At 72.3% G+C, this 18,187-nt stretch carries 16 protein-coding genes; 10 read left to right on the top strand and 6 right to left on the bottom strand.

The genetic code is table 11. The features are described from left to right. The first annotated feature begins 284 nt into the window (after nucleotides 1-284). The 3 genes from ABT008_RS08900 (at nucleotide 285) to ABT008_RS08890 (ending at nucleotide 3,116) form a co-directional block, all read left to right on the top strand. Nucleotides 285-581 (top strand): hypothetical protein, encoded by a 297-nt coding sequence (locus ABT008_RS08900; RefSeq protein WP_350694909.1) that lies wholly within the window; start codon nucleotides 285-287, stop codon nucleotides 579-581. Between the two features lie 109 nt (nucleotides 582-690). After that, nucleotides 691-2,286 (top strand): GGDEF domain-containing protein, encoded by a 1,596-nt coding sequence (locus tag ABT008_RS08895; protein ID WP_350694908.1) that lies wholly within the window; start codon nucleotides 691-693, stop codon nucleotides 2,284-2,286. A gap of 299 nt (nucleotides 2,287-2,585) precedes the next feature. Then, the gene (locus ABT008_RS08890; RefSeq protein WP_350694907.1) at nucleotides 2,586-3,116 is read left to right on the top strand and encodes a hypothetical protein; all 531 of its coding nucleotides are present in this window, start codon (nucleotides 2,586-2,588) and stop codon (nucleotides 3,114-3,116) included. Nucleotides 3,117-3,119: 3 nt separating this feature from the next. On the opposite strand, the gene ABT008_RS08885 is transcribed toward ABT008_RS08890, so the two are convergent. Then, on the bottom strand, nucleotides 3,120-4,001 hold the full coding sequence (locus ABT008_RS08885) for a LysR family transcriptional regulator (protein ID WP_350694906.1): 882 nt from the start codon (nucleotides 3,999-4,001) through the stop codon (nucleotides 3,120-3,122). 68 nt (nucleotides 4,002-4,069) lie between these two features. On the opposite strand from ABT008_RS08885, the gene ABT008_RS08880 reads away from it, so the two are divergent. Next, entirely contained in the window at nucleotides 4,070-4,969 is a 900-nt protein-coding gene (locus tag ABT008_RS08880) for an EamA family transporter (protein WP_350694904.1), read from the top strand. Between the two features lie 141 nt (nucleotides 4,970-5,110). Then, entirely contained in the window at nucleotides 5,111-7,213 is a 2,103-nt protein-coding gene (locus ABT008_RS08875; protein WP_350694902.1) for an APC family permease, read from the top strand. Nucleotides 7,214-7,224: 11 nt separating this feature from the next. On the opposite strand, the gene ABT008_RS08870 is transcribed toward ABT008_RS08875, so the two are convergent. From ABT008_RS08870 to ABT008_RS08860, 3 genes are all read right to left on the bottom strand, one after another. Next, nucleotides 7,225-9,615, bottom strand: a complete 2,391-nt coding sequence (locus ABT008_RS08870; RefSeq protein ID WP_350694901.1) for an excinuclease ABC subunit UvrA — start codon at nucleotides 9,613-9,615, stop codon at nucleotides 7,225-7,227. Nucleotides 9,616-9,720: 105 nt separating this feature from the next. Next, a complete protein-coding gene (locus tag ABT008_RS08865; RefSeq protein ID WP_350694899.1) occupies nucleotides 9,721-10,131 on the bottom strand; it encodes a VOC family protein in 411 nt (136 codons plus the stop codon). Nucleotides 10,132-10,136: 5 nt separating this feature from the next. Beyond that, the gene (locus tag ABT008_RS08860) at nucleotides 10,137-10,586 is read right to left on the bottom strand and encodes a helix-turn-helix transcriptional regulator (RefSeq protein WP_350694897.1); all 450 of its coding nucleotides are present in this window, start codon (nucleotides 10,584-10,586) and stop codon (nucleotides 10,137-10,139) included. Between the two features lie 207 nt (nucleotides 10,587-10,793). On the opposite strand from ABT008_RS08860, the gene ABT008_RS08855 reads away from it, so the two are divergent. After that, a complete protein-coding gene (locus ABT008_RS08855) occupies nucleotides 10,794-11,291 on the top strand; it encodes a VOC family protein (RefSeq protein WP_350694895.1) in 498 nt (165 codons plus the stop codon). Nucleotides 11,292-11,380: 89 nt separating this feature from the next. Here the strand turns inward: ABT008_RS08855 and ABT008_RS08850 are convergent, their stop codons facing one another. After that, entirely contained in the window at nucleotides 11,381-12,562 is a 1,182-nt protein-coding gene (locus tag ABT008_RS08850) for a PLL family lectin (protein WP_350694893.1), read from the bottom strand. A 324-nt stretch (nucleotides 12,563-12,886) separates the two neighbouring features. Here ABT008_RS08850 and ABT008_RS08845 point away from each other — a divergent pair, with 324 nt between their 5' ends. Further along, a complete protein-coding gene (locus tag ABT008_RS08845; RefSeq protein WP_350694958.1) occupies nucleotides 12,887-13,204 on the top strand; it encodes a hypothetical protein in 318 nt (105 codons plus the stop codon). 241 nt (nucleotides 13,205-13,445) lie between these two features. After that, nucleotides 13,446-15,164 carry an arginine--tRNA ligase gene (gene argS / locus ABT008_RS08840; RefSeq protein ID WP_350694891.1) on the top strand — a complete coding sequence of 573 codons (1,719 nt, stop codon included), beginning with the start codon at nucleotides 13,446-13,448 and terminating at the stop codon, nucleotides 15,162-15,164. A 90-nt stretch (nucleotides 15,165-15,254) separates the two neighbouring features. Here the strand turns inward: argS and ABT008_RS08835 are convergent, their stop codons facing one another. Further along, nucleotides 15,255-16,022, bottom strand: coding sequence for a DUF8817 family protein (locus ABT008_RS08835; protein WP_350694889.1), 768 nt, complete (start codon nucleotides 16,020-16,022; stop codon nucleotides 15,255-15,257). A gap of 292 nt (nucleotides 16,023-16,314) precedes the next feature. Between ABT008_RS08835 and ABT008_RS08830 the strand changes: the two genes are divergently transcribed. Both ABT008_RS08830 and ABT008_RS08825 read left to right on the top strand, forming a co-directional pair. After that, entirely contained in the window at nucleotides 16,315-17,766 is a 1,452-nt protein-coding gene (locus ABT008_RS08830) for a glycoside hydrolase family 43 protein (RefSeq protein ID WP_350694887.1), read from the top strand. Between the two features lie 167 nt (nucleotides 17,767-17,933). Next, nucleotides 17,934-18,161, top strand: coding sequence for a cation:proton antiporter regulatory subunit (locus ABT008_RS08825; RefSeq protein ID WP_131053759.1), 228 nt, complete (start codon nucleotides 17,934-17,936; stop codon nucleotides 18,159-18,161). The last annotated feature ends 26 nt before the right edge of the window (nucleotides 18,162-18,187 follow it).

The raw sequence follows: 18,187 nt of genomic DNA, 5'->3' as shown, positions 1-18,187 counted from the left end.
CCGCCCAGTCCTCCACGCTCAGCACCTCCCGATGCTTCCGGAAGGGGTCAAAATTCAACCGGAACCACGGGGTCAGTTTTCAGGCGGAGCCGACATCTGGTGTTGGCGGCGATGGCGGCGGGTCTGCCGGTGCGGAGCCGACTTGCCCTGCCAGGCCCAGCACCGAATCCCGATCGAGCGCGGCCACTGGCCCGGGACCGGTGAGCGGTGACCAGCGGCGCAGAGCTGGCGATTCTGGCGGGTCACCTTCGCGGACGCGACGGCTGGTTTCTGGGCGGTGCGCGGTGACCGCCCACGGCCCGGTCATGCCGATCTGGAGCTGCGGCGGCTGTGACCTTCCCTGGCCGTGTCCGACCCGGCGGCGGGAGCTGCGCGCGGAGTACGCGGACGCGCCGGTGTCGCTGGCCCTCTACCTTGGGGCCTACCTCATCCAGGCCGCCGAGGACATGCCCTGGGCACCAGCCGGCACCCTGCACCGCCGCTTCATCGGCTGGACCCGACAGCCGCCGGACGCACAGCAGCGAAGTACAGCAACCGTTCCAGCCGAACCCGACCGGGACGAGCACCATCAAGCCGGATGACCTCGTACAACCCCGATCCGTGATCGCACACCGAACGGCGGCGAATCGTGATGGCGGATTCATGTCGTAACATCGTCCTGTTTCTTTCCTGGGCGGTGCGGAGGACCGCATGGACGATGTGACCCTCCGGGCGCTGCGACTCGTCGAGGAGGCCCAGACCGGCGCCGCCGCCCCGGCGTTGGCGACCGCCGAGACGACGCTGCGCGAGGCCACCGGGGAGATCGCCGACGGACCGGCGGCGCTGCACTTCGCCCGGGTCGTGGCGCTGACCCGGCTCGGTGAGCTGCGGGCCGCCGTCGCCGCCGCCGACCTGATGCTGGCCGCTGCGGACCGCGAGGGCAGCGCCGGATGGCGGTCGTGCGCGCTGTCGCTGCGCGCCACCCGGCGGCTGCGCGTCGGTGACAAGGACATCTCCGAGTACGACGTGGAGACGGTGCTGCGGGACCTGGTCAGCGCCGAGACCGCCCTGCTCGTCGACGAACCCGACCCGGTGATCATGGGCAACGCGCACACCGGGATCGCCATCGGCTACGCCCAACTGCGGCTCTACGAGTTGGCCGCACCGCAGTTCGAGGCGGCCTACGAGACGACGCGGCACCCGGACTACCCGGACAACGGCAACCGGGCCATGTGGCTGTGCAACCTCGCCGAACTCAACCTGCTGTGGGCGCTGGAGTTGTATCAGGTGGGTCAGGTCGCGGTGGCGGAGGGGCACACCACCGTCGCCGAGGCGCACGCGACCCGCGCGGCGGCCGAGGCGTCCGGCCCTCAGGCGCGGGTGTGGCGGCTGCTGGCGCTGCTCTACGCCGCCTGCGCCCGCGCCGACCGCCAGGACCCGGCCGGCGCGGCGGCCGACATTCCCCGGTACGCGGCCCTGCTGGAGGAATCCGGCCTGCGGCAACAGCAGGAACTGCTGCTGTGCCGACCGTTCCACGCCGTCGCGTTGCGCCGCTCGGGGCGACCGGGTGAGGCGCTACGGGTCATCCAGCAGGCGGTGTCCGCCCTGCCGGTCGAGACCGACTGGCTGATCTCGGCGGCCCTGCACCGGACGCACGCGGTGCTGCTGACCATCAACGGATCGTCGGACGCCGTACCGGGGCTCACCTACGGTGACGCGCTCGCCGAACTGCTCTGGCGGCAACGGCACCGCTGGCTCCACACGGCGATGACCATGCAGTCGTACGACGTGTTGCGGTGGCAGCACGAGCAGGCCGAACGGGCGGCGCAGACCGATCCGCTCACCGGCGTCGCCAACCGGCGGGGACTCGACGTCTTCCTGCGGACCCTGGCCGCCTCGGGCGCCCCGGCCGACCGGCTGGTGGCGGTGCTGGCGGTGGACATCGACCGGTTCAAGCACATCAACGACTCGCTGGGCCACGCGGCCGGCGACGAGGTGCTGCGCGCCGTCGCGCAGGTGCTCACCGCCAGCGTCCGCAAGGGCGACTTCGTGGCCCGGCTCGGCGGTGACGAGTTCGTCGCGATCCTGCCCGACGCCGACACCGCCGACGGCACGAAGGTCGCCCGGCGGGCCGTGGACGCGGTGGCCGGGATGGCGGTGTGGCGCGCCCGGGTCAGCGTCGGTGTGGCCAGCGGGCCGGTGTACGCGGTCGGCGACGCCCTCACCCAGGCCGACCGTGCCATGTACGCGGCGAAACGCGCGGGCGGCAACCAGGCGACCTTCCGCCCGGCGGTCGTCGAGCAGTGATCCGCGAACCCGTGGTCGACATCGGCGACTACTGTGTGTGCGACAGTCGGCGACAGAGGAGGACCACGTGAAGCCCTGGCACCTCACCGCTGTGGTGATCACCGTGGCGCTGCTCGGATTCGTCGTCTGGTGCGTCATCGCCTTCCTCCAGGGCCGGCGCGGTGGTTCGTCGGACCGGTGACGCCGGGCCGGTCGCCGTCCGGGCACCGGGCCGCCGGTGCTGACGTCCGGCCGGACCCCGGACCCCGGACCCCGGGCCGCCGGTGCGGCCCGTCGGCCGCGACCGCTACCCTGCGGCGGTGGCTGACGACGCGGAACGGTTGGCGGCGTCGTTGGCGGTGCGGCTCGACGCGGTCACCTTCACCGACCTGACCGTCGACCAGGTCACCGCCCGGCTGATCGACGAGGTCGTGCACTGGGCGGGGGAGCGGGGCTGGCGGGTCTATCGGCGCGCGCCCAGCGTGGTGCCGTTGCCGCCGCCGATGTCGGACCGGCAGTCGGTCCTCGACGTGGCGTGTGCCCGCCCGGACGGGCCGCCGGTCGTCGTCGAGGTCGACCACGGCACCCGGCGGCGTACCTGGGACAAGCTGCTCGCCGAGGCCGACGCCGGGCGCGTGCCGCTGTGGGTGCGGTGGGGGTCCGGCCGGTTCACTGCTCCGCCGCCGCCGATCCTGATGGTCACCTGCGAGGTGTCCGGGCGGACGGACCCGACCGGCGGACGTCTGCACAGTCGGCTGCCGCGCACCGACATGCAGCCGCCGGCGCACTCCGCCACGCGGGTCGGCGAGGCGTCCCCCGTCGAGCTGCCGCTCCCGCCGCCCGGCTCCTGAGGGCTACCCGGCCTGCTCCGCTGCGGGTCGGCCGCTGCGGTACGCCTCGCAGGCCAGGGTGACCAGCTCGGTGAGGTGGGCCGGCGGGTCGTCCTTCCACCACGCCAACCAGACCGGGATCGGCGGGGTGTCGCGGACGGCCCGGTACGCCACCCCGGGGCGGGGATTCTGGTTGGCGGTGGCCTCCGAGGTGATGCCGACCGCCTGACCGGCCGCGATCAGCGTGAGCCACTCGTCGACGCTGTGCGTGGTGCGGATGGTGCCGGGTGCCGCACCCGGCGGGAACAACGCGGGGGTGGTGGTGCCGGTGCGGCTGTCGATGGCGACCGGATAGCGGGTCAGGTCGGCGACGCGTACCGACCGTCGCCGGGCCAGCGGGTTGTCGGTGGCCACGGCGGCGTAGCGGGACTCGGTCCCGAGCAGGGCGCTGTCGAAGCGGGGGTCGGTGAGCTGCCGCCGGACCACGGCGACGTCGGCGCTGCCCTCGCTGAGCCCGGCGGTCGGGGTGTTGCAGTGCACGAACATCAACGGCACCTGCGGGTGGGCTGCGGCCCAGGCGCGTTGCAGCCGTCGGGTGTGCTTGCCCAACGCCGCCCAGGCGTAGCCGAAGCGCAGTTCGGTGCGGGACTCCTCGACGATCCGGTGCAGGTGGGCAACGTCGTCGAGAACCCGACGCGCGGCGGCGAGGACCCGGGTGCCGGTGCCGGTGAGCGAGACGTGTCGGGTGGTCCGTTGGAGCAGCCGGGCACCGAGCGTGGCCTCCAGCGCGCCGATCGATCGGGAGACGGCCGCCTGGGAGACCCCGAGGACCACCGCCGCGTCGGTGAACGTGCCGGCGTCGACCACCGCGACCAGGGTACGGAGTTGGCGTAGCTGCACATCCATACGCTGAGCGTATAGGTGACGCGGTCCATGCATTTCCGGTATCAGTCGGGGCGCTCGACACTGCTCTCATGACGGTGGGGACAGTGCGGCGTGACGACGTCACCCGGAGCGACGGCCCGGTGGCCGGTGTCGGCCGGGGTCCGCTGGTGCGCGGGATCGTCACGATGACCGGCAGCGCGGCGAGCAACCAGGTCGGGGCGGCCCTGGGGGCGCACGCCTTCGGTGCCATCGGGCCCGCCGGGGTGGTGGCCGTCCGGCAACTCGTCGCGGCGGCGGTGCTGCTGCCGACCGTACGCCCCGACCTGCGCCGCTTCACCTGGGCGCAGTGGTGGCCGACGCTGCTGCTCGGGGTGGTCTTCGCCGCGATGAACCTCAGCCTCTACAGCGCGGTCGACCGGATCGGTCTCGGCCTGGCCGTCACCCTGGAGTTCCTCGGCCCGCTCGCCGTCGCACTGGCTGGCTCCCGGACCCGCCGCGACCTGCTCTGCGCCCTCGGCGCGTGCTTCGGCGTCTACGTGCTGGTCCTGCCGGGCCCGAGCAGCGACCTGTTCGGGGTGGCGCTGGGTCTGCTCGCGGCGGCGTGCTGGGCGTCGTACATCCTGCTCAACCGGCTCGTCGGGGCCCGGCTGCCGGGGTTGCAGGCCCCGGCCGCGGCGAGCCTGGTCTCCGCGCTGCTCGCCCTGCCGGTCGCGGTGTCGTTGCTCGCCCAGGGACGGCTGGCCGGCACCGCGCTGCTGTTCGCCGTCGCCGCCGGTGTCCTCGCCTCGGTGGTGCCGTACGCGGCCGACCTCGTCGCGCTGCGCACCGTGCCGGCCCGGTTCTTCGGCGTCTTCATGAGCGTGCACCCGGTGCTGGCCGCGCTCGCCGGTCTGCTGCTGCTCGGTCAGGTGCTCCGACCGCACGAGTGGCTCGGCATCGCCGTCGTCGTGACGGCCAACGCGGTGGCCGTCCGGTCCGCCACCGCCTGACCCGCCACGAGGCGGTGCGGCTTCCGCCGATCGGCGTTGCCCGCACCGTGTTCCTGGAATGGTCGACGGTGCGGGCAGCGGGCACGAGGCGGAGGCACGGTGGGCAGGTCGGGACAGGACCCGGAGCAGGACGTGGGGTCGGTGACCTTTAGCCCGTCCGCGGAACTGCCGCCGCCGTCTCCGGCCGACCTCGACGTGCTGCGGCGACTCGGCGCGCGGTGGCGGGTCGACGACACCGTACGGGCGCTGCCGGTGGACCCGCAGGCGGACGAGGTGCGTACCGCCGAGGGGGCGGGCCGGCACCGGGTGCTGTTCGTGCCGGACGAGGCGGGTCGGCTCACCGCCACCCCCACCGCCGAACGGCAGGACACCGTGGAGGGGCGAGCGCTCGGCCGCCTGCGTCGACTGCTGCTCGGGCCGCCGCTGACCAGTGGGGCGATCCTGCGCGAGCGGATGCCGAAGTTCCTCGCGCTGCCGGTGCTCGCCTCCGACCTGCTCTCCTCGGTCGCGTACGGGCCGGAGGCGATGCTGACCGTGCTGGTCCTCGCCGGCAGCGGCGCGCTGGGACTGTCGCTGCCGATCGCGGCGGGACTGGTGGTGCTGATGCTGGCGGTCGGCACGTCGTACCGGCAGACCGTGTACGCGTACCCGCACGGCGCCGGGTCGTACCTGGTGGCCAGCGACACCCTCGGGCCTCGCGCGGGCCTGGGCGCGGCGGCCGGTCTCGTCCTCGACTACGTGCTCACGGTCGCGGTGTCGGTGTCCGCCGGTGCCGCCGCGATCACCTCGGCGCTGCCCGCCCTCGCGCCGTACAGTGTGCCGTTCGCGCTGGTCGTCATCGGCCTGCTGCTGACCGGCAACCTGCGCGGCATCCGGGTCGCCGGCAACGTGTTCGCCGCGCCGACGTACTTCTTCCTGGTCGCCGTGCTCGGGCTGGTCGCCGTCGGGCTGGTGCGCGCCGCAGCCGACGGGTTCACCGTCGTCGCCCCACCGCCGACACCGGCCGTGGAGGGGCTCGGGCTGCTCCTGGTGCTGCGGGCCTTCGCCTCCGGCGCGACGTCGATGACCGGCATCGAGGCGGTCTCCAACGCGGTGCCGGTCTTCCGTCCCACCGAGTGGCGCAACGCCCGCACCGTGCTCACCTGGATGGTCGGCATCCTGATCGTGATCTTCGTCGGTCTGGTGGTGCTGTTCCACCTCAACGGCCTGACGCCCCGCGCCGACCAGACGCTGCTGTCCCAACTGGCCCGGCACACCTTTCCCACCGGCCCCTGGTACGCGCTCGTGCAGGCCGCCACCGCCCTGGTGCTGCTGCTGGCCGCGAACACCGCCTTCAACGACCTGCCGCGCCTGCTGTACTTCATGGCCCGCGACGGCTACGTCCCGCGCCGCTTCCTGCACTTGGGGGACCGGCTGGCGTTGAGCAACGGGCTGATCGTGCTCGCGGTCGCCGCCGCGGTGCTCCTGGTTGCCTTCGGGGGTCGCACCCATTCGCTGATCCCGCTCTACGCGGTCGGTGTCTTCCTCGCCTTCACGCTCTCCCAGACCGGCATGGTCCGCCACTGGCGGCGACACCGCGAGTCGGGCTGGCGGCGGCGCGCCACCCTCAACGGCATCGGCGCGGCACTGTCGGCGCTGGTGCTGGTGACCGCCGCGGTCACGAAGTTCACCGCCGGTGCCTGGGTGGTGGTGCTCGCCGTACCGCTGTTGATCCACCTGTTCCGCCGGGTCCGCCGCCACTACGACCACGTCCAGCAGGCCCTCGGGCTGCACCCGGTGGCGCAGACCGGCGGCACGGGACCGACCGGGGACGAGCCCCCGTCGATCGTCCCGCAGCAGGTCCGGCACCTGTTCCTGGTCCCGGTGGCCCGGCTCAACCAGGCGGCACTGCGCACCCTCGCCTACGTCGGCTCGCTCGGCCAACCGGCGCTCGCCCTGCACGTCAGCCCGGAGCGGGTCGAGGCGGACCGGTTCCGCGCGGAGTGGGCCACCTGGGGCGACCACGTCCCGCTGGAGACGATCCTGTCGCCGCACCGCGTGATCATCCCGCCGCTGGCCGGGTACGTCAGCGCGCTGCGGCGTAGCCGTCCCGACCTGACCCTGACCGTCGTGGTGCCGGACGTGGTCGTGGAGCACCCCTGGCAGCGGCTGTTGCACTATCGCACCGAGCAGCGCCTGCGCCGGGCCCTGCGCCGGCACCCCGGCATCGTGGTGACCAGCATGCCCACCCACCTGCCCCGCTGAGCTACTGACGCTCAGCGGCCCACGTAGGCCGCCAGGTGCTCGCCGGTGAGGGTGGAGCGGGCGGCGACCAGGTCGGCCGGGGTGCCCTCGAAGACGATCCGGCCGCCGTCGTGGCCCGCGCCCGGACCGAGGTCGATGATCCAGTCGGCGTGCGCCATCACCGCCTGGTGGTGCTCCACCACGATGACCGACCGGCCGGCGTCCACGAGGCGGTCGAGCAGGCCGAGCAGGTGCGTGACGTCGGCGAGGTGCAGGCCGGTGGTCGGCTCGTCGAGGACCCAGACGCCGCCCTTGTCGCCCATGTGGGTGGCGAGCTTGAGCCGCTGCCGCTCGCCGCCGGAGAGCGTGGTGAGCGGCTGCCCGAGGCTGAGGTAGCCGAGGCCGACGTCGACCAGCCGTCCGAGGATGGTGTGCGCGGCCGGGGTACGCGCCGCACCGGTGCCGAAGAACTCCCGGGCCTCGCTCACCGGCATCGCGAGCACCTCGCTGATGTCCCGATCGCCGAGCTGGTATTCCAGCACCGAGGCGTCGAACCGTCGGCCCTCGCACTCCTCGCAGGTGGTGGCCACACCGGCCATGATCCCCAGGTCGGTGTAGAGCACCCCGGCGCCGTTGCAGGCCGGGCAGGCGCCCTCGGAGTTCGGGCTGAAAAGGGCGGGCTTCACGCCGTTCGCCTTGGCGAACGCCTTGCGGATCGGGTCGAGCAGGCCGGTGTAGGTGGCCGGGTTGCTGCGGCGCGAACCCCGGATCGGCGTCTGGTCCACCGACACCACGTCCGCACCGGGCGGAATCGAGCCGTGCACCAGCGAACTCTTGCCGGAGCCGGCCACCCCGGTCACCGCCACCAGCACGCCGAGCGGGATGTCGACGTCGACGCCCCGCAGGTTGTGCGCGCTCGCGCCCCGGATCTCCAGCGTGCCGGTGGGCTTGCGGACCGACTCCTTCAGGGCGACCCGGTCGTCCAGGTGTCGACCGGTGACGGTGCCGCTGGCCCGCAGCCCCTCGACGGTGCCCTCGAAACAGACCGTGCCACCGTCCGTGCCCGCGCCGGGACCGAGGTCGACCACGTGGTCGGCGATCGCGATGGTGTCCGGCTCGTGCTCCACCACCAGCACCGTGTTGCCCTTGTCCCGCAACCGCAGCAGCAGGTCGTTCATCCGGGCGATGTCGTGCGGGTGCAGCCCGGTGGTGGGCTCGTCGAAGACGTACGTGGCGTCGGTGAGCGAGGAACCCAGGTGGCGGATCATCTTGGTGCGCTGCGCCTCGCCGCCGGAGAGCGTGCCCGCCGGCCGGTCGAGCGACAGATAGCCCAGCCCGATCTCCACGAACGAGTCCAGGGTGTGCCCCAGGGCGGCCAGCAGCGGAGCCACCGAGGGCTCGGCCAGTCCACGGACCCACTGCGCCAGGTCACTGATCTGCATCGCGCAGGCGTCGGCGATGGAGACACCCTTGATCTTCGAGGACCGGGCCGCCTCACTGAGCCGGGTGCCGCCACAGTCCGGGCAGGTGGCGAACGTGACCGCCCGGTCCACGAAGGCCCGGATGTGCGGCTGGAGCGACTCCTTGTCCTTGGCCAGGAACGAGCGCTGCACCCTGGGGATCAGCCCCTCGTAGGTGAGATTGACCCCCTCGACCTTCACCTTCGTCGGCTCCCGATAGAGGAAGTCCTGCATCTCCTTCTTGGTGAACTTCCGGATCGGCTTGTGCGGGTCGAGGAAACCGGACTCCGCGTACGTCCGCACCGTCCACCAACTGTCCGACTTCCAGCCCGGGATGGTGAAGGCCCCCTCGGCGATCGACTTGGAGTCGTCGTAGAGCTGACTCAGGTCGATGTCGGAGACCGAGCCCCGGCCCTCGCAGCGCGGACACATCCCACCGGTACGCGTGAAGGTCTGCCGCGTCGTCCTGCCCGCCCCACGGTCGACGGTGATCGTGCCGCTGGCCTTGACCGAGGCGACGTTGAAGGAGAACGCGTTGGGCGAGCCGATGTGCGGTTTCCCGAGCCGGCTGAACAGGATGCGCAGCATGGCGTTGGCGTCGGTGGCGGTGCCGACCGTGGAGCGGGGATCGGCGCCCATCCGCTGCTGGTCGATGATGATCGCGGTGGTCAGCCCGTCGAGCACGTCCACCTCGGGCCGGGCCAGCGTCGGCATGAAGCCCTGCACGAAGGTGCTGTAGGTCTCGTTGATCAGCCGCTGCGACTCGGCGGCGATGGTGTCGAACACCAGCGAGCTCTTGCCCGACCCGGAGACCCCGGTGAACACCGTGAGCCGGCGTTTGGGGATCTCGATGCTGACGTCGGCCAGGTTGTTCTCCCGTGCGCCGTGCACCCGGATCAGGTCGTGGCTGTCGGCGACGTGCGCCGCGCCCGCCTGCGAGCGGCTCTTCGGGACCGTGCTCATCGTGTCTCCCTCTGTCTCACCGACCGGCGGCTGTCCCACCGCACCGGCGGCCGTGACGCATCCCGTTCCCGGCCGTCGAGCGTCGGCTCCCGGCCGGACGGCGTCTCAGGCGATCTGCTGGATGCGGATCAGGTTGCCGGCGGGGTCGCGGACGGCGCAGTCGCGGATGCCGTACGGCTGGTCGGTCGGCTCCTGCACGATGTCGGTGTCGCCGGCCTGCAACTGCTCGAAGGTGGCGTCGACGTCCCTGGTCGCCAGCACGATGCCGGCGTAGGTGCCCTTGGCCATCATCTCGGCGACGGTGCGCCGCTCGTCGTCGGTGACGCCCGGGTCGGCGTTCGGCGGGTGCAGGACGATGGAGGTGCCGGGCTGGTCGGGTGGACCGACCGTGATCCAGCGCATCCCGCCGTACCCGACGTCGTTGCGGACCTCGAAGCCGAGCGTGTCCCGATAGAAGCGCAACGCGGCCTCCGGGTCGGTCTGCGGGAGGAAGCTCGCGTGAATGGTGATGTCCATGCCGGTCACGTTAGTTGCGGCTGCCTGACCTGTGCTTCTCGATTCCTGATCGGTCTGGTGACCTGCTTCGACAGGCACGCCGGGATGCCCGCCGTCGCCTGGGCCGCCTCGCGCCGGTAGACACTCGGCGGCACACCGACCAGCTCGGTGAAGCGGGTGCTGAAGGTGCCCAGCGAGGCGCAACCGACCGCGAAACAGACATCGGTGACGCTGAGGTCGCCACGTCGCAGCAACGCCATCGCGCGTTCGATGCGCCGGGTCATCAGATAGCCGTACGGCGACTCGCCGTAGGCGAGGCGGAACTGGCGGCTCAGGTGCCCGGCGGACATGTTCACGCCCCGGGCGAGCGCCTCGACGTCGAGCGGCTGCGCGTACTCGCGGTCGATCCGGTCCCGGACGCGGCGCAGTCGCGCGAGATCGCGCAGGTGGGCCGCTTCGGTGGCGCTGCTGGTCACCCGCCGAATGGTGCCACGTCCCACCGACGTTGCCCAGCACCGACGTTGCCCGGGTCGGTGCGGCAGCGCGGGCACCGGCCTACCGCACCGGCCCTGCTCGCTGCTACCGGCCCGCCCCTCGCTGCCGGGCCTGTGCCGTGGGCTCGCCGGTATGGTCGGGCGGGTGTCGTGGCGTGCGGTGTCGCGCCGGAGCGGAGGGGGACGACCGTGACGAGTCCGGGTGCGGTGCCACCGGTACGCCAGTTGCGGCTGGTGATCGAGGCCGACGACTACGAGGCGGCCGTCCGGTTCTACCGCGACGTGCTGGGCCTGCCCGAGCAGGCGGCGTACTCCGGCGGCGACGGCGCCGAGGTGGTGATCCTGGACGCCGGCCGCGCCACGTTGGAGATCGCCAACCCGGCGCAGAAGCGGATGATCGACGACGTCGAGGTGGGCCGCCAGGTCGCACCCCGCATCCGGATCGCGTTCGAGGTCGACGACGCCCGGGCCACCACGCAACGGCTGGTCGACGGTGGCGCCGCCGAGGTGGCCCCGCCGACCACCACGCCCTGGCAGTCGGTCAACGCCCGCCTCGACGCGCCCGCCGACCTGCACATCACCGTCTTCCAGGAGCTGCGCACCCTCGACGAGCGCGCCGCGCTCGACGGGTTCGGCACCGACGGCGGCCCGGCACCGGTCGCGGACGACCCGCCACCGGCCCGCTGACCCGCCGCTGACCCGCCACCGGCCCGCTGTCCCGCCGCTGGTCCGCCGGCCACGCCGCCGGCCCGTGGTGCCGGTGGCGTGGCCGCTGCTCAGAGGCTGCGGTTCGTCCAGCTCCAGTAGCTGCCGTTCCACCAGCGGCTCCACAGGTTGCCGGCGGTGTCCCGCAGGAAGATCGCCGGCCGGGTGGAGTTCTGCGGCGCGAGGACCGCGGCGCCGTTCAGGGCGGGCCGGAACGGTGGGCTCTGGTCACTCCAGTACCAGTTGAGCCCGTCCCAGTAGTTGATCCACAGCCCGCCCCCGTCGGTGGCGAAGAAGGAGAACGGCGAGGTGCCGTTCACGGAGAGGGCGCCGAGCGTGCCCGGGACCAGTTGCCCCGGCGGTGAGCCCAGGTTGTGCCACTCCCACTGGGTGCCGGTCCACCAGCGCAGCCAGGCGTTGTCGTCGCTGCCGGTAGCGATCAGGTACGGCCGGGCGTCCGGCGCGACCTGCACCGCGCTGCGGGCACCGTAGGGCGTACCCGCGTCGGTGAGCCAGACGCCGGGCGGCTGGCCGAGGTCGACCCAGGGCGCGGCCGTGTCGTCGAAGCGCGTGGTCCAGAGCCGGCCGTAGTTGCTGACGGTGTAGACCTGCGGCGTGCCGTTCTCCAGCAGCACACCGACCGGGCCGGTGGCCGCGATGCCGTCGGGCGGCGAGCCGATGTTCGTCCAGTTCCACACGGCACCGTTCCACCAGTTGACCCACACCGTCTCGTCGCCGTCGCTGCGGACGAAGAGGTACGGGCTGGTGTCGTCCACGGCGACGGCGGCGAAGCTCGGCCAGCTTACGAAGTTGGCCCCCGGCGGGCTGCCCTGGTTGCGCCACTGCCAACTCGTCGCCGACCGCCACAGGCTCCAGACGTTCTGGTCGGTGCCGAGGACGAAGGCGTACGGGCGGCTGAAGCCGTCGACGACGGTCACGCCGATCGGCATCCGCAGGCCGACCCCCGGCGGTGTGCCCATGTTCGACCAGTTCCACTGCTCCGACTGGTCCTGCCAGTTGATCCAGAGGTTGCCGTCGGTCCCGATGACGAACACGTACGGATACCTGTCGCCCACCGCGACCGCGCCGACGATCTGCCGGGTGACCGGAGCCGTGCTCGCGGCGGCCCGGGCGAGCGGATCCGTACCGCCGACGGCCGGTGCCGCCGTCACCGGTGTGGCCAGCGACGCGACCCCCAGCGCGATCGCGGTCGCGACGGCCAGGAACCGGCGCGTGATGGTGCTGACTCGCATGCTGTCCTCTCGTGGCAGGAGCACTTCCCGCAGGGAGTATGAGCGTTGCTCGTTTTCTCACTGCCGGGAAGGCGACCGGATCGCTTTCCCGACAACGGTTTGCGGTCCCGTCCACCCCGATCTCCCGCCACCGCAACGGAATCGGGCACTGCATAGGGTGGGCCGACGACGAGGTCGTGGCGGTGCCGGACCTCGTCGGTTGACGCCGGTACCCGTCGAACGGCCGGATCGTCCGGCCGAAAGGTGGCCGCGACCTGCGCCAACGTCGGCGCTCGGTGATCGGACAGCGGGGCGCCGACGTGTGAGGATCGTCAGGTGTCCACGATGATCGTCGAGATCCACGTGCCGCTGGTCGCGGCGCCCGGCCGTGCCGACGAGGACGGATTCCCGTGGATCGACGAGGTCGACGATCTCCTCGTCGACCTAGAGGACGACCTCGGCATCGAGGTGTACGACGACGGCGAGGAGTTCGGGGACGCATACGTCTTCTTCGTCACCGGCGCGGACGAGGCGACGCTGCTCACCGCCGCCCGCCGGGTCGCCGCCCTCGACGGGGTGCCGCCGGGTGTCGTCGCCGTCGTCACCGACGACGAGGCGGGCGAGATGGGCACGGGACGGCGGGTCGATCCCCGGTCGGCGTGACCGGCACGCCGGTCGCGACGGATGGCGTGACCGTCGCCGCGTACACTGGTCGGCACCTGGCCGCGGATCGCGGCCCTCGCGCGAGGCGGTGATGGACATGGTGCTGGTCACCGTCCGCCGCTCGCGCCTGCGACGACGATAGTCGTCCGCCTCTCCGCGCGTTCCTCCCGTCGTGCCCGCCCCCGCGCGTGCGCGCGACGTGTCTCGTGACGATCCTGCTCGATCCCCACCGGGAGTCCCCGTGACCGTGCCTTCGCTGGCCTCGTCGTTGTCCGCCGCCGTCACCACCGCCGCCGCCGAGCTGCCGGGATTCGTCCCGCTGGTGCGCCGATCCGAGCGGGCCGACTTCCAGGCCGACGGGGCGCTGGCGGCGGCGCGGGCGCTGCGACGCAACCCCCGGGACGTGGCGGCGGAGATCGTCGCGGCCCTGCCAGCCGGTGGTCTGGTGGCCACCGCCGAGGTCGCCGGGCCGGGCTTCGTCAACCTCGGTCTGACCGACACCGGGTTGCTGTCTCAGGTCGCCGGCCGGCTCGCCGATCCCCGGCTCGGCGTCGGCACCCCCGAGGCGGGCGTCGTCACCGTGGTCGACTACTCGCAGCCGAACATCGCGAAGGAGATGCACGTCGGTCATCTGCGCTCCACGATCATCGGCGACGCGCTGGTGCGGATCCTGGAGCACCTGGGCGGGACGGTGGTGCGACGCAACCACGTCGGCGACTGGGGCACGCAGTTCGGGATGTTGATCCAGTACCGGTCCGAGCATCCCGCTCCGGTCACCGAGGACTCCTCCATGCGCGGGCTGGCCCTGCTCTACCGCCGGGCACGGGCGGCGTTCGACGCCGACCCGGCGTTCGCCGAGCGGTCCCGGCAGCGGGTGGTGGCCCTGCAGGGCGGCGACCCGGAGACCACGCACGCGTGGCGGCAGATCGTGGCCGAGTCGACCCGGTACTTCACCGAGGTCTACGACCTGCTCGGCGTGCGGTTGACCGACGCCGACGCGGTGGGGGAGAGCGCGTACAACGCCGCACTGCCCGGGGTGGCCGCCGACCTCGCCGCAAAGCGGACGGCGGTGCCCAGCGACGGCGCGCTCTGCGTCTTCTTCGACGACGTACGCGGACCGGACGGCGAGCCGACGCCGTTGATCGTGCGCAAGCGCGACGGCGGGTTCGGGTACGCCGCCACCGACCTCGCCGCGCTGCGGCAACGGGTCAGCGAGCTGCACGCCGACCGGCTGCTGTACGTGGTCGACGCCCGGCAGGCCCTGCACTTCCGGATGGTGTTCGACACCGCCCGGCGGGCCGGCTGGCTGCCACCGGACGTGCCCGCCGCCCACGTCGCGTTCGGCACGGTCCTCGGCGCCGACGGGCGGCCGTTCAAGACCCGGGCCGGAGACACCGTCCGCCTGGTCGACCTGCTCACCGAGGCGGTGGACCGGGCCCGCGAGGTGGTCGCCGCCAAGAACCCCGGCCTGATCGACGCGGCGCGCGACGAACGGGCCCGGCAGGTCGGCATCGGTGCGGTCAAGTACGCGGATCTGGCCACCAGCCGGACCCGCGACTACACCTACGACCCGGACCGGATGCTGGCGCTGACCGGCAACACCGGGGTCTACCTCCAGTACGCGCACGCCCGGGTGCGCTCCATCCTGGCCCGGGCCGACGGCGCCGACGAGACCGTCGACCCGGGTGTCGCGCTGGACCCGGCGGAACGCGCGCTGATCCTCGACCTGGACGCCTTCGCCGACGTCCTCGACGAGGTGGTGGCCGGGTACGAGCCGCACCGGCTCTGCGGGCACCTGCACCGGCTGGCGCAGAGCTTCACCACGTTCTACGAGCGGTGTCCGGTGCTGCGGGCCGAGCCGCCGTACCGGGGCAACCGGTTGGCGCTGTGCCGCCTCACCGGCGACACCCTGCGTACCGGCCTGGGTCTGCTCGGCATCGACGCCCCCGAACGGCTCTAGCGCGGCGGCTCTTTATGTTAGGAGGGGTCCCCTGCTAACGCCTGGTGTATAGCAGGGGACCCCTCCTAACACCGGACGCGGCTCCAGCGCTCAGCGCGGCTCGGACAGCCAGGGGTCGAGGCTGTCCGGTGCCGCGACGGCCTGCCGGACCCGCTCCTGTTCCGCCAAGGTCAGGCGGAGGGACCGCAGCCGCTCGCCCCGCTCGGGTACCCGCTCCGGCTCGTCCAGCGCGTCCGACAGCTCGATCAGGCAGGCCAGCGCCACCGCCTGCTCCACCGGTGGCGCGGCATCGCCGTGCCGGCGCAGCCCCGAGTTGAGCGCCCGGAACGCCGCCCGGTCGTCGCGCTTGAACTCGCGCAGGATCCGCGCGTTGTCCAGCACCCGGGCCAGTCCGGTCAGCTCCTTCGCGCCGCCGTAGTCGAGCTCCGCCGGCTCGTCGCGTCGGATGAAGATGACGGTGTTGCCGGACGGGTCGACGATGCTGAACCGCGACGCGCCGGGCCGGTAGCGGGTGATCCGGGGCAGCCCTCGGGAGAGCACCTTGCCGTAGGTGCGACGCATCGCCTCGGTGAACGTCGCGTGGTAGGGCGCGACCGAGTCGACCAGCACCAGACAACTGCCGGTGTGCTCGGCCGCCGGGTCGAGGCCGCGCGGTGCCGGGCCGTAGTGCAGCTCGAAGCCGCTCCACCGGAAGGCCAGATAGACGTACGGCTTGCGCTGCTCGTACGTCACGGTGAAGCCGAGTGCCCGCCAGAAGGCGAGCATCTCCTCCGCCGAGGTGCAGGGCAGCAGGGGCACGGTGGTCTCGTTCGGGCGGACGCGGTCGTCGGGTTGCTCCTGCGGGCTCGGGTGCGACATGCCGGCAGTGTGCCAAGAGCGGCCGGGCCGGGTCGGCACACCCGCTTGCGCGGCGGGCCGACGCGATCTGATCTCGGGGCGGTCCAACGGGTGCGGAGCGGGCGTTGTGGCGCACGCTCACACCGCCGTGTCGGGCGCGGCGCACGACCGAGTCGACACCCGTCTTGACAGTCGACGAAGGGGCGTCGAGACTTCGAAACAAGCCCGAAACAGTGATTCTCGCCGATCGGTTTCCAGGGGCTTGTTAGCGCTAACAGTCGTTCCGATCCGGTGCGTCCGAGGAGAGTCGCCGATGCCGAGAGTCCTGGCCCGGGTGAGCGCCCTGCTCACCGCCTTCCTGCTGATGGTGTCCGCCGCGCCCGCGCCGCGCGCCGACGCCGCCGCACTCGACCCGTTCACCGGGTACCTGATGGCGCACTTCATCGGGGAGTCGGCGAACGGGGAACAGCTCTACCTCGCCCACAGCCGCGACGGGCTGACCTGGCGCGACCTGAACAATGGCGCGCCCGTCCTGCTCTCCACGATCGGCACGAGGGGCGTGCGGGACCCCGCCCTGGTCCGCTCACCGGCCGGTGACCGCTACTGGATCGTCGCCACCGACCTGCGCATCGCCAGCGGCACCTCGTGGAGCGACGCGGCCAACCGGGGCAGCACCAACCTGGTCGTGTGGGAGTCACGCGACCTGGTGAACTGGTCCGCCCCGTGGCTGATCAACGTCGCCGGGGCGATCCCCGGCGCCGGCAACGCCTGGGCACCCGAGGCGATCTACAACCAGGCCACCGGCGACTACGTCGTCTACTGGGCCACCAACTCCGCGCGAAACGGCGTCACCAAACACCGCATCTGGTACGTGCGGACCACCGACTTCCGCAGCTTCACCGCACCCCAGCTCTACATCGAACGCCCCGGCACCCAGGGGCTGATCGACACGCAGATCGTCGAGGTGCCGAACAGCGTCGGCGGCTACCGCTACTACCGCGCCTCCGCCGACGGGCACATCACCATCGAGGCCAGCAACTCGATCCTCGGCTCGTGGACCACCCTGGGCAACCTGTCGCACCTCGGCATCTCCAACGGCACCGGCGGCGGCAACGTGGTGGAGGGGCCGATGTGGGCCCAGTTCAACGGCCGCAACGAGTGGGCGCTCTGGCTGGACCAGTACGCCACCGGGCGCGGCTACCTGCCGATCACCTCGACGAACCTGGGCAGCGTCAGCAACTTCCGGACCCGCACCGACTACGCCATGGGCGGCACCCGTAAACGACACGGCTCGATCCTCAACCTGACCGCGGCCGAGGAGAGCCGGGTGCTCGCCCGCTGGGGCACCAGCACGCCGGTCAACCGGATCCAGGCGTACACCCACCAGGACCGGTACGTGCGGCACGTCAACTACGACGTCCGCATCGACCCGAACGTCAACCCGGCCCAGGACGCCCAGTTCCGGGTGGTGCCCGGGCTGGCGAACGCGTCCGGACACGTCTCCTTCGAGTCCGTCAACCATCCCGGGTACTACCTGCGGCACTACGGTTTCGACTTCGTGCTGGCGGCCAACGACGGCAGCGCGGTGTTCGCCGCCGACGCCACCTTCCGGCAGGTCGCCGGGCTGGGCAACGCGTCCTGGAGTTCATTCCAGTCCTACAACTACCCCGACCGCTACATCCGGCACTACGACTACCAGTTGCGGCTCGACCCGGTCGGCGACACCCAGGCGCGTAACGACGCCACCTTCCGCCTGACGTCCTGACCGGGCAGTGACCCGGGCCGGCCCCGGCGCCACGACGGCGCCGGGGCCGGCGGCTCGCCGCGGCGGACGAGCAGGTGGTGAATCCACCCTGCGGTCTATGTGCCACGGGAGGCCGGCGGGCTCGTACGATTGCCCCGGGATCGTGGACAGGACAGCGGGGAGGGGTCATGGGCAAGGGCATCTACGTGCAGGAACTGCCGGGCATCGGCAAGCGGTACGACGTCGACCTGGGCAGCAACACCCAGCGGATCTCGATCGTGGTACGCCGCGACGGCAACCGCGACCTGTACGTCTTCGCCGCCGGCGCGGACGATCCGGTGGCCGTGATCGAGATGTCCGAGGAGCAGGCCCGCAAGGTGGGCGCCCTGCTGTCCGGCACGTACTTCTCCGAGTAACCGGCGCGCCGCCCGCTCCGCTCCCT

The organism is Micromonospora sp. NPDC002389 (genome assembly GCF_040296095.1).
In the GTDB taxonomy this organism is placed as follows: domain Bacteria; phylum Actinomycetota; class Actinomycetes; order Mycobacteriales; family Micromonosporaceae; genus Micromonospora.
The sequence above is the reverse complement of the archived record's forward strand: the minus strand, read 5'-3'. Positions and strand labels throughout refer to the sequence as shown.